At 64.7% G+C, this 9,591-nt stretch carries 9 protein-coding genes; 6 read left to right on the top strand and 3 right to left on the bottom strand.

Annotation, left to right across the window (positions count from 1 at the left end):
- Positions 1 to 17 precede the first annotated feature (17 nt).
- The 6 genes from FIU86_RS12120 to FIU86_RS12145 all read left to right on the top strand — a co-directional run bounded on the left by FIU86_RS12120 (position 18) and on the right by FIU86_RS12145 (position 6,199).
- Positions 18 to 440, top strand: a complete 423-nt coding sequence (locus FIU86_RS12120) for a hypothetical protein (RefSeq protein WP_152475319.1) — start codon at positions 18 to 20, stop codon at positions 438 to 440.
- Between the two features lie 108 nt (positions 441 to 548).
- Positions 549 to 1,019, top strand: a complete 471-nt coding sequence (locus tag FIU86_RS12125) for a Dps family protein (protein WP_152475320.1) — start codon at positions 549 to 551, stop codon at positions 1,017 to 1,019.
- A 234-nt stretch (positions 1,020 to 1,253) separates the two neighbouring features.
- Positions 1,254 to 2,516 (top strand): imelysin family protein, encoded by a 1,263-nt coding sequence (locus FIU86_RS12130; protein WP_152475321.1) that lies wholly within the window; start codon positions 1,254 to 1,256, stop codon positions 2,514 to 2,516.
- A gap of 60 nt (positions 2,517 to 2,576) precedes the next feature.
- Positions 2,577 to 4,139, top strand: coding sequence for a di-heme oxidoredictase family protein (locus FIU86_RS12135; RefSeq protein ID WP_152477129.1), 1,563 nt, complete (start codon positions 2,577 to 2,579; stop codon positions 4,137 to 4,139).
- A complete protein-coding gene (locus FIU86_RS12140) occupies positions 4,136 to 5,125 on the top strand; it encodes an imelysin family protein (RefSeq protein WP_152475322.1) in 990 nt (329 codons plus the stop codon). Before FIU86_RS12135 ends, FIU86_RS12140 begins: the two co-directional genes overlap by 4 nt.
- Before the next feature lie 3 nt (positions 5,126 to 5,128).
- Positions 5,129 to 6,199 (top strand): DUF1513 domain-containing protein, encoded by a 1,071-nt coding sequence (locus tag FIU86_RS12145; protein ID WP_152475323.1) that lies wholly within the window; start codon positions 5,129 to 5,131, stop codon positions 6,197 to 6,199.
- Positions 6,200 to 6,211: 12 nt separating this feature from the next.
- Here FIU86_RS12145 and FIU86_RS12150 read toward each other — a convergent pair whose 3' ends face one another.
- The 3 genes from FIU86_RS12150 to FIU86_RS12160 all read right to left on the bottom strand — a co-directional run bounded on the left by FIU86_RS12150 (position 6,212) and on the right by FIU86_RS12160 (position 9,404).
- Positions 6,212 to 7,762: a TRAP transporter large permease subunit gene (locus FIU86_RS12150; RefSeq protein WP_172977493.1), complete on the bottom strand. Its 1,551-nt coding sequence runs from the start codon at positions 7,760 to 7,762 to the stop codon at positions 6,212 to 6,214.
- Positions 7,759 to 8,256 (bottom strand): TRAP transporter small permease subunit, encoded by a 498-nt coding sequence (locus FIU86_RS12155; RefSeq protein ID WP_152475324.1) that lies wholly within the window; start codon positions 8,254 to 8,256, stop codon positions 7,759 to 7,761. The genes FIU86_RS12150 and FIU86_RS12155 overlap by 4 nt, the downstream gene beginning before the upstream one ends.
- A 62-nt stretch (positions 8,257 to 8,318) precedes the next feature.
- Positions 8,319 to 9,404 carry a TRAP transporter substrate-binding protein gene (locus FIU86_RS12160; RefSeq protein ID WP_152475325.1) on the bottom strand — a complete coding sequence of 362 codons (1,086 nt, stop codon included), beginning with the start codon at positions 9,402 to 9,404 and terminating at the stop codon, positions 8,319 to 8,321.
- Positions 9,405 to 9,591: the final 187 nt, after the last annotated feature.

Here is a 9,591-nt window from a genome sequence, read left to right on the forward strand (position 1 = left end):
AGGATAATCGACCCTTCATGACCTCAGCACTGCGCCTCCCACACTATGACGGTTTGCGTGACAACCGGATCGAGACAGGCCACACGCCTCTGCTCGACCACCTGCGCCAAGTCGCGCGGGACGCGCGATGCAAAAGCTATGTCGACCTTTTCGGCGCCTGCGCTTCGCTGTCGGTCAACCGAGATATCGCCACGCAAGCGGCGTCGGACGTGCTGATGCGCTGCCTGTCGCAGGCGCTCGGCCGCCGGCCGATCCTGTTCCGCGCCGGTGAAATCGAAACCTCGTTCGACGAGGACTGGCTGCTCGCTCTCGCCCGCAGCCTTCAGACGGGTGACACGGCCAGTTGCACCTTCCTGCTGCATTCCCGTGTTCCCAAACACGCACACCGCAATCTCGTCTTTCTTTTGGGTAACGTGGCTGACAATTTTCCTCAGTTTTAGAAAGATTCTAAATCAGCTTGCCGAGCGGCTGCACCGGCACTATCTTGGCGATTGCAAGCCAGCCAATAGCCAGCCAGCGAATTCCCCGAAACAACTCAGGAGGCGAGAATGACCGAAACGGCACAATCTCTTTCGACCGACGCCAACGCGCAGATTTCCGAGGCGCTCAACCAATGCGTCGCTGAAACCACCGTCACGACGATGCTGGCGCAAAACTTTCACTGGAACGTCACCGGCATGGCCTTCGGCCCGCTGCACGATCTGTTCCAGACGATCTACGAAGATCACTTCGTGGCCCAAGATGACCTGGCCGAGCGGATCAAGGCGCTCGACGGGCACGCCGAAGGTGTGCTTGCCGGCATGATCAAACGCTCCAAGGTCCCCGAGGCCGAAGGCACACCCGCCGCCGAAGAAATGATCCGCCTGCTGAAAGAGGCCCAGGAAACCCTCGCCGAAACCATCGCCGGCGCAGGCGAACTGGCCGCGAAGCATGGCGACACGCTGACCGAAGACTTGTGCATCGCCCGCGGTCAGACGCACGAGAAATTCGCCTGGATGCTGCGCGCCCACCTGCGCTGAGACCGGTCGCGCCGCGACGCTTCGGCGTCTCGGGCGGTCCTTCGTATCATTTCGTGACCTGCCTGGATCGTGGCGTTCCGCCATCCGGGCGGAATCCTACAAGCGGAATGATATATCTGACCATTTACATCGGGAATTGTTATTCCCGACAGTTTCAGTCAGACTACTGTCGAAAAGCCGATTCCCGGCGCCTGCCGCCGGGATCGCCTCAACGACAATCGAAGGACACGTCCCATGCCACGACTTCTGTCGACCACGACCACCCTTGCGCTCTGCCTTGGCGGCGGTGCCCACGCCCAAAGCGCCACAGAGGTTCTCGACACCTACGCCGATATTGCACAGGCCAACTACACCGACAGCCTCAACGCCGCCCAATCCCTGCAAGAGACCGTGATCGCCCTGATCGACAGCCCCTCTGCCGAAACCATGCAGGCGGCCCGTGACGCATGGCTGAAGGCCCGAGTGCCCTATCAGCAAAGCGAAGTCTTCCGTTTCGGCAATGCCATCGTCGACGACTGGGAAGGTAAGGTGAATGCCTGGCCGCTGGACGAAGGGCTGATCGACTATGTCGATGGCGCATATGGCGGGCCCACAGGTGCCAACCAGCTGGCCGCGCTCAACGTCATCGCCAACCCCACCTTCTCCCTGTCGGGCACTGAAATCGACGCCTCCGAGATCACGCCGGCGCTTCTTGAAAACAACCTGCACGAAGCGGACGGGATTGAGGCCAATGTCGCCACCGGTTACCACGCCATCGAATTCCTGCTCTGGGGCCAGGACCTCAACGGGCACGAGCCCGGCGCGGGCAACCGCCCCTGGACCGACTACGCGACAGGTGAGGACTGCACCCACGGCAATTGCGACCGCCGCGCCAAGTATCTATCGGCGGCCACCGATCTTCTGGTCTCTGACCTGGAATGGATGGCCGCGCAATGGGCCGACGGCGGCGCTGCCCGCTCCGCTCTGATGCAGGACGAAACCGCGGGGCTGTCCAGCACCCTCACCGGCATGGGCAGCCTCAGTTATGGCGAGACGGCGGGCGAACGGATGCGCCTGGGCCTGATGCTCAACGACCCGGAGGAAGAGCATTCCTGCTTTGCCGACAACACGCATAACGACCACTTCTATAACGGCGTCGGCATCCGCAACGTCTATCTGGGCGAATACGTGCGCACCGACGGCGCCACTGTCAGCGGTCCGTCGGTCTCCGATCTGGTGGCCGCCGAAAATCCCGAGCTTGACCAGGAAATGCGCACCCGTCTTTCGCATGCAGTGCTGGCGCTTGGTCGCATCAAGACGGCGGCAGAGGCAGGGTTTGCCTATGACCAGATGCTTGCTCGCGGCGATGAGGGCGGCGAGGCGCTTATCATGGGCGGCGTCGACGGCCTGATCGCGCAGACCCGGTCGATCGAACGCGTCGTCTCGGCGCTTGAACTTGGCGGTATCTCGATCGAAGGCTCCGACAGTCTCGACAATCCGTCCGCTGTCTTTCAGTAGCTTTCAACCAAATGCCGGGCGGCGCGCACGGCGCCGCCCGATTTGCACCAGCTGACCGCCATGCTCTTGAACCCCATCACCCGGCTGTCCCTCGCGGCAGCGTTTGTCCTGACCGCTTTGCACCTCGCACATGCCGGGGAGGTGGCGGCACCGCCCTGGGCAGGTTTGCGCGACGTGCATCTTGATATCGTGCCGCGCACCGATGCCGAACGCGCCCGTATCGCCGACGTCACCGCCCTGCCGCAGAATTTCTCTGCGCCCTGGGCCTTCGAGGAAAACGCCGCCGGGGCACAGACTGTCCGCGCCCGCACCACGCCCGACGCATTCTCACAACCGGCCGAAAACCTGACCTTTGCGCAGGAGCTGGACTTTCGCGTCGGCAACGGTCTCTTTCGCCGTTTCTGGGTGTCGCCGCCCGCCTCGACCATCGCGTCGGACGGCCTCGGGCCACTCTACAACGCACGCTCATGCCAGCGCTGCCACCTCAAGGACGGGCGCGGCCATCCTCCCGAAGGCCCGGACGACAGTGCGGTGTCGATGTTCCTGCGCATCTCCGTCTCTGCCGCCTCCCCGCAAGAGCTCGAGGCGTTCATCTCAGGCACGCATCCAACCGCGCCCGACCCCACCTACGGCACGCAGTTGCAGGATTTCAGCCTGCCGGGCCACGCCCCTGAATACCGCCTCGAGGTCACCTATGACAAGGTGACGGTTCCACTCTCCGGCGGCCAGACCGCATCGTTGCGCCAGCCGACCTACCGCGCCGCCGACCTGGGCTATGGCCCGTTGGCCGAGGACGCGATGCTCAGTCCCCGCGTAGCGCCGCAGATGATCGGCATGGGCCTGCTGGAGGCGATCCCGGCGCAGGATATCCTGCGCAGGGCCGATCCTGACGACACCAACCTGGACGGCATTTCCGGTCGCGCACAGGTCGTATGGTCCGACGTGCACGACCAGCCGATGCTGGGTCGGTTCGGACTGAAGGCGGGCAATCCCACTGTGATGGACCAGGTCGCCAGCGCCTTTGCCGGGGATATCGGTATTTCCAACCCCATCCACCGCGCCGGGTCCGGCGACTGCACCGACGCGCAGACGGACTGCACCGCCGCGCTGCATGGCGGCGACCCAGAACAGGGCGGGCTCGAGATCGATCAGACCGGCCTTGACCTCGTGGCGTTCTACAGCCGCACGCTTGGCGTGCCGGCACGGCGCAACGTGGACGACCCCCAGGTGCTGCACGGGCGTCGCGTGTTCTTCGACAGCGGCTGCGCTTCGTGTCACCGCCCCAACCACGTCACCCACCGCCTGAAAGGCGAAAACCCCGCCAGCTTTCAGCTAATCTGGCCCTATACCGACCTCTTGTTGCACGACATGGGCCCGGGCCTTGCCGACAATCGCCCCGAAGGCCGTGCAAACGGCACCGAATGGCGCACCGCGCCGCTCTGGGGCATAGGCCTGACCGAAACGGTTTCGGGCCAAAGCAACTTCCTGCATGATGGCCGCGCGCGCTCGCTGCTCGAAGCCGTCCTTTGGCATGGCGGCGAAGCCCGGCCTGCCCGCGACCGCGTCGTACAAATGCCGCCCGAAGACCGCGCGGCCCTGATCCGATTTCTGGAGAGCCTGTGAAACGCCTGTCCCTTCTTGTCCTCGGCTTGGGCCTGTTGGCCGCGCCCGCCCTCGCCGATATGGATGCGGCGCTCGATCACCACATCCTGCCGGCGCTGGGGCGCTTCGCCGCCGCTTCGGAAACACTCGCCGACGCAGCCAAAGACGATTGCCGCCCCGAGGCGCTACGGCCCACTTACCAACATGCGTTCGACACGTGGATGCCCGTGGCGGACCTGCGGATCGGCCCGTCCGAGACCGGCGCGCTCTCCATCGGCTTCTGGCCCGATCCGCGCGGCTTCACCCAGCGCACTCTCAGCCGGCTCATCGCCGAGGCCGATCCCGTCGCGGGCGATCCCGACGCCTATGCAGATGTCTCGATCGCCGCGCGTGGTCTCTTCACGCTCGACATGCTGCTCAACGATCCCGAATTCTCGGACTATGACGCCGACAGCTACACCTGCAGCCTTGTCGTCACCATCGCCGCCGATCTTTCAACGCAAGCCGACGCCCTGCACGCGTACTGGTCCGACGACTTCGCCGAGACGCTCCGCAGCGCGGGCGCGGAGGGTAACACTGCCTATCTGACCCCGGCCGAGGCGCAGCGAGTCATCTTCACCCAGATCTTGTCGTCGCTTGAATTTACCGCCGGCAAACGGCTGGGCCTTCCAATGGGAAGTTTCGACCGCCCCCGCCCCGCGCTGGCCGAAGCACGCCGATCGGGCCGTTCCCTGCGCAACGTACTTTTATCCGTCGAAGGCGTGCACGACCTCGCCCATGCGCTCGCCGATCACGGCCTGCCGAAGACCGACGCGGCCTATGCCCATGTTCAAGGCGTCGCCGAGGGTATCCAGGACCCGACCTTCAAGGACGTGGAAACACCGCAAGGCCGCCTACGGGTCGAAGTGCTGCAACAGGCCATCGACGATCTGCACCGAGCCATCGTCGCGGAAATAGGCGTGCCCTTGGGCATCGCGCCGGGCTTCAACGCGCAGGACGGAGACTGACCGATGACCACCCGCCGCGCCTTTATGGCCAGCCTGCTGGCCGCCGGAACCGCACCGCATATGGGCTGGGCCGCGGCGGGCAATTCCGCCTTCCTCGCGGCCGCGAAGGAACGCGATGACAGCTTTGCGCTTTATGGTCTCGACACCGAGGGCCGCGCCACCTTTCGCATCCCCCTGCCCGCTCGCGGACATGCTGGCGCGGGCCATCCCGACCGGGCCGAGGCAGTCGCATTTGCCCGCCGTCCCGGCACCTTTGCGCTGGTGATCGACTGCGCCCGAGGTGCGGTGATGCACCGTCTGACTCCGCCCGATGGGGCGCAGTTCAATGGTCACGGCGTTTTTGCTGATGGCGGCGCGACACTCTTCACCAGCGAGCAAACCGGCACGACCAGCGAAGGCAACGTCGGCGTCTGGGACGTGCATGCTGGCTACACGCGGATCGGCAGCTTTCCCACTGGCGGCATCGGCCCGCATGACCTGCGACTCATGCCCGACAGCGCCACGCTGGCGGTGGCCAATGGCGGCATTGCCACCGATCCCGCCGACCGCGCCAAGCTGAACCTCGACACTATGCAACCCAACCTGACCTATCTCAGCTTCGCAGGCGAGGTGCTCCAGCAGGTCACGCTGCCCTCCGACCTGCACCAGAACTCGATCCGGCACCTTGCCGTCCGTTCAGACGGTCTCGTGGGTTTCGCCATGCAATGGGAAGGCGCCCCGGGCAGCGCCACGCCCCTGCTCGGCCTGCACCGCATCGGGCAAAAGGCCACGCTAGCCACCGCCCCGCTGGCCGACGAAATGGCGATGCAGGGCTATGCCGGCAGCATCGCGTTCGGCGGCGATGGGCGCGAGCTTGCCATCACCTCGCCCCGCGGCGGCCGGCTGCACCGATTTTCCGATACGGGCGGCTTTCTCGGCGCCGTCTCGCGGGCCGATATCTGTGGGCTGGCGCCGCGCCGTTCGGGATACCTCGCCAGTGACGGGCTTGGCGGGCTGTTCGGCATCCACGCCGGTGAACGGCGCGCGCTCGACCGGCACACCTGCGCCTGGGACAATCACATCGTAGCCCTCTAGGGCGCGTCCGCCTCAGAACATCACGCGCGGCAGCCATGTCGCCAGCGACGGCCAGAACCATACCACGGCCACGCCGACGGCCTGCAATCCGATAAAAGGCAGGACACCGCGATAGATATGCCCGGTCGTGATCTCGGGCGGTGCAGCCCCCCGCAGGTAGAACAGCGAAAACCCGAAGGGCGGCGTCAGGAACGAGGTTTGCAGGTTGATCGCCAGGATGATTCCCAGCCAGATCGGATCATGCCCCAGCAGGATCAGCGAGGGTGTCACGAGCGGCAGCACGATCACCGAGATTTCCACGAAATCCAGGAAGAAGCCCATGAAGAAGACGATGATCATCGTCACGATCAGCGCCCCGGTCGCCCCGCCCGGCAGGTTCGCCAGCCAATAGGCCACACGCTCCTCCCCGCCCAATCCGATGAACACGAGCGAGAACATTCCGGCAGCCAGGATCGTGGCAAAGATCATCGCCGTCATGGTCATGGTGGACGTGAGCGCATCATGCGCCACGCGCTCGGCCAGCACATTACGCAGCGCGGCCAGAACGCCGATTAACCCGAGCACCGCCAGCGCGATGTAGACCCCGCCGGCAATGTAAGACACGACGCCAAGATCCCCCCGCTGAAGCCGCACCGGGAAAACCCCCGCCGCGATGGCCAGCACGATCAGCGCGGCGGCGGCGATCAGGATCAGGCCCCGGGCCCGGCCCAGCCGCGCCCCTGACATCAAAAGCGCGCCCACCGCCCCCACGGCGGCGGCTTCGGTCGGCGTCGCCAGCCCGCCCAGGATCGAGCCCAGCACCGCAAAGATCAAAAGCACGGGCGGCACGATGGCCCCGAGCACTTCGCGCCCGCTCGGTTTGGACATGGTCGCGTCCGCCGGCGGCATGTCTTGCGGGCGCAACGCGCCGCGCACCAGCACGTAGATCAGATAGAGCGACACCAGCACCAAACCGGGGATCAATGCGGCGGCAAAGAACTGGCCTACGGATAGCGCCTCGACCGAGAACTTGCCCTGCTCGTACTGCGCCTGCTGATAGGCGTTCGACATCACGTCGGCGAGGATGATCAGCAGGGTCGACGGCGGAATGATCTGCCCCAGCGTGCCCGCAGTACAGACGATCCCGGCCGACACGCTCGGATTGTACCCCGAGCGCAGCATCGTCGGCAGCGCAATCATCCCCATCGCCACCACCGTCGCGCCCACGATCCCGGTCGACGCCGCCAACAGCGCCCCCACCAGGATTACGGAAATGCCCAGCCCGCCGCGCAACGATCCGCAGGCGCGGCCCATCGTGTCCAGCAACTCCTCGGCGATGCGGCTTTTCTCCAGCAATGCGCCCATCAGCACGAACAGCGGTATCGCGATCAGCACCTGGTTCGAAATCAGCCCGAACACCCGTTGCCCGAACGCCCCCAAAAGAGAGATGTCCATCGCCCCCACGGCCCAGCCCAGATAGGCGAACAGCACCGCGATCCCGGCGATGCTGAACGCCACCGGAAAGCCCGACAGTATCGCCACCACGAGGGCCGCGAACATCAGAAGATCAAGATATTCCGTCACGCCGGCTCCTCACCGGCCAGAAGCCGCAGCAGGATCGCGATGGATTGCAACGCCACCAGAACGCAGAAGACCGGGATCAGCGATTTCAGCAGGAACACCGCCTCGATCCCTCCCACGGAAATGGGCCCTTCAAGAATTTTCCACGAATTGCGCACCGATGGCCAGGACCACCAGATCAGCGCCACCATGGCGGGCAACAGCAGGAACAGGTGCCCGGCCATGTCGATCCACCGCCGCGTGGCAGGGCCGGCCTTGGCATAAAAAATGTCGACCCGCACATGCTTGTCCACCAGCAGCGTATAGCCGGCGGCCAGCATGAACAAAGTGGCATGTAGGTACAGCACGCTTTCCTGCACCCAGATCGAATTGACGCCAAAGACATAGCGCCCGATCACGATGCCGAACTGCACCAGCACCATAATCAGCGCGAACCAGCGCACCACGTGCGCGACACCGCGATTGATCACGTCGATGATCCCTGCAAGTGCCAGCATGACGCGGCCTTCCCTGCCCCTGTTTTCATGGCGCGCGAGGCCGCCCCCGCGCGCCTGCTTTCTCAGTAGCCCATCACCTCGGCGCGGGCATTCATCTGGCCGTTGTCGGCATAGGTCATGTACGCGCCGATGCTGTCACGATAGGCGACAAAGCTTTCGGTGATCCGCTTGACCAACTCGTCGCTGTCCTGACGCAGTTCGTCGATCACTTCCTTGGCCGCCTCGCCCATGGCGTCGATCACCTCCTGCGGGAATTTCTTGACCTGCACGCCGTCTTCCTCGACCAGCTTTTTCAGCGAAGCCGCGTGCTTGGTGGTGTATTCCGTCCAGACCGGGTTGTAGAGGCTTTCGCACGCCACCGACACGACCTCTTTCAGGTCGTCGGGCAACGCACCGAAGACCTCGGCATTCACACCGCATTCCTCGGCCGAGGACGGCTCGCCCACGCCGGGCCAGTAATAGTTCTTGGCCACCTGCTGATAGCCCAGCGCGCTGTCGGTCCAGGGCCCGATGAACTCGCCCGCGTCCAATGCGCCGGTCTGCAACGCCTGGAACATGTCCGGCCCGCCCATGGCCTCGGCCGCCATGCCCAGCTTGGCGCACATCTCGGAGGCAAGGCCCGTGGTGCGGAACTTCAGCCCCTTCAGGTCCTCGACAGAGTTGATCTCGTTGCGGAACCAGCCACCCCATTGCGGGCCGGAGTTGCCGCACAGAAACGGCTTGATGCCGAACTGGCCGTACATCTCATCGTAAAGCTCTTGCCCGCCGCCGTGATAGAGCCAGCCCACCTGCTCATCCGCACGTAATCCGAAAGGCTGCGAGCCGAACAGAAGGATCCCCTTGGATTTCGAGCCCCAATAGGCCGGCACCGCGTGGTAAAGTTCAGCCGTGCCTTCGCTGACGGCATCGAACACGCCGCGCCCGGGCACCAGTTCACCCGCGGCGAACAGCTTCACCTCGATCCGCCCGCCCGACAGCGTGGTGATCCGGTCGGCCAGCATCTGCGCGGCCACACCGGGGCCAGGCAGGTTCTTGGGCCATGCCGTGACCATCTTCCATTGTTGGATATCCTGCGCGATTGCCGGGGTAGCCAGCGGCGCGGCGGCGGTGCCGATAGCGGCACTCGTCAGAAACTTACGTCTGTCCATGTCTCTCTCCTTGTTGGTTGGTGGTGTTTGATTTTGTGTCACCGCGGCGCCGCGCACGATGCCTTAGCAGTCGCGCCGCAGCTGCGGTTTTTCAAGGCTGCAAAGCGGTTTGCAGCAAGCGGCCTCGCTTCGCGGTCGGATCCAGGACGCATCTGATTAAATTCCGTGCCACGGCACGCTTGTCGCC

Source organism: Roseovarius sp. THAF9 (genome assembly GCF_009363715.1).
In the GTDB taxonomy this organism is placed as follows: Bacteria; Pseudomonadota; Alphaproteobacteria; order Rhodobacterales; family Rhodobacteraceae; genus Roseovarius.

Coding starts and splice junctions, on each gene's coding strand:
- FIU86_RS12120 (WP_152475319.1), top strand. CDS start 18: ATGACCTCAGCACTGCGCCTCCCACACTATGACGGTTTGCGTGACAAC.
- FIU86_RS12125 (WP_152475320.1), top strand. CDS start 549: ATGACCGAAACGGCACAATCTCTTTCGACCGACGCCAACGCGCAGATT.
- FIU86_RS12130 (WP_152475321.1), top strand. CDS start 1,254: ATGCCACGACTTCTGTCGACCACGACCACCCTTGCGCTCTGCCTTGGC.
- FIU86_RS12135 (WP_152477129.1), top strand. CDS start 2,577: ATGCTCTTGAACCCCATCACCCGGCTGTCCCTCGCGGCAGCGTTTGTC.
- FIU86_RS12145 (WP_152475323.1), top strand. CDS start 5,129: ATGACCACCCGCCGCGCCTTTATGGCCAGCCTGCTGGCCGCCGGAACC.
- FIU86_RS12155 (WP_152475324.1), bottom strand. CDS start 8,256: ATGCTGGCACTTGCAGGGATCATCGACGTGATCAATCGCGGTGTCGCG.
- FIU86_RS12160 (WP_152475325.1), bottom strand. CDS start 9,404: ATGGACAGACGTAAGTTTCTGACGAGTGCCGCTATCGGCACCGCCGCC.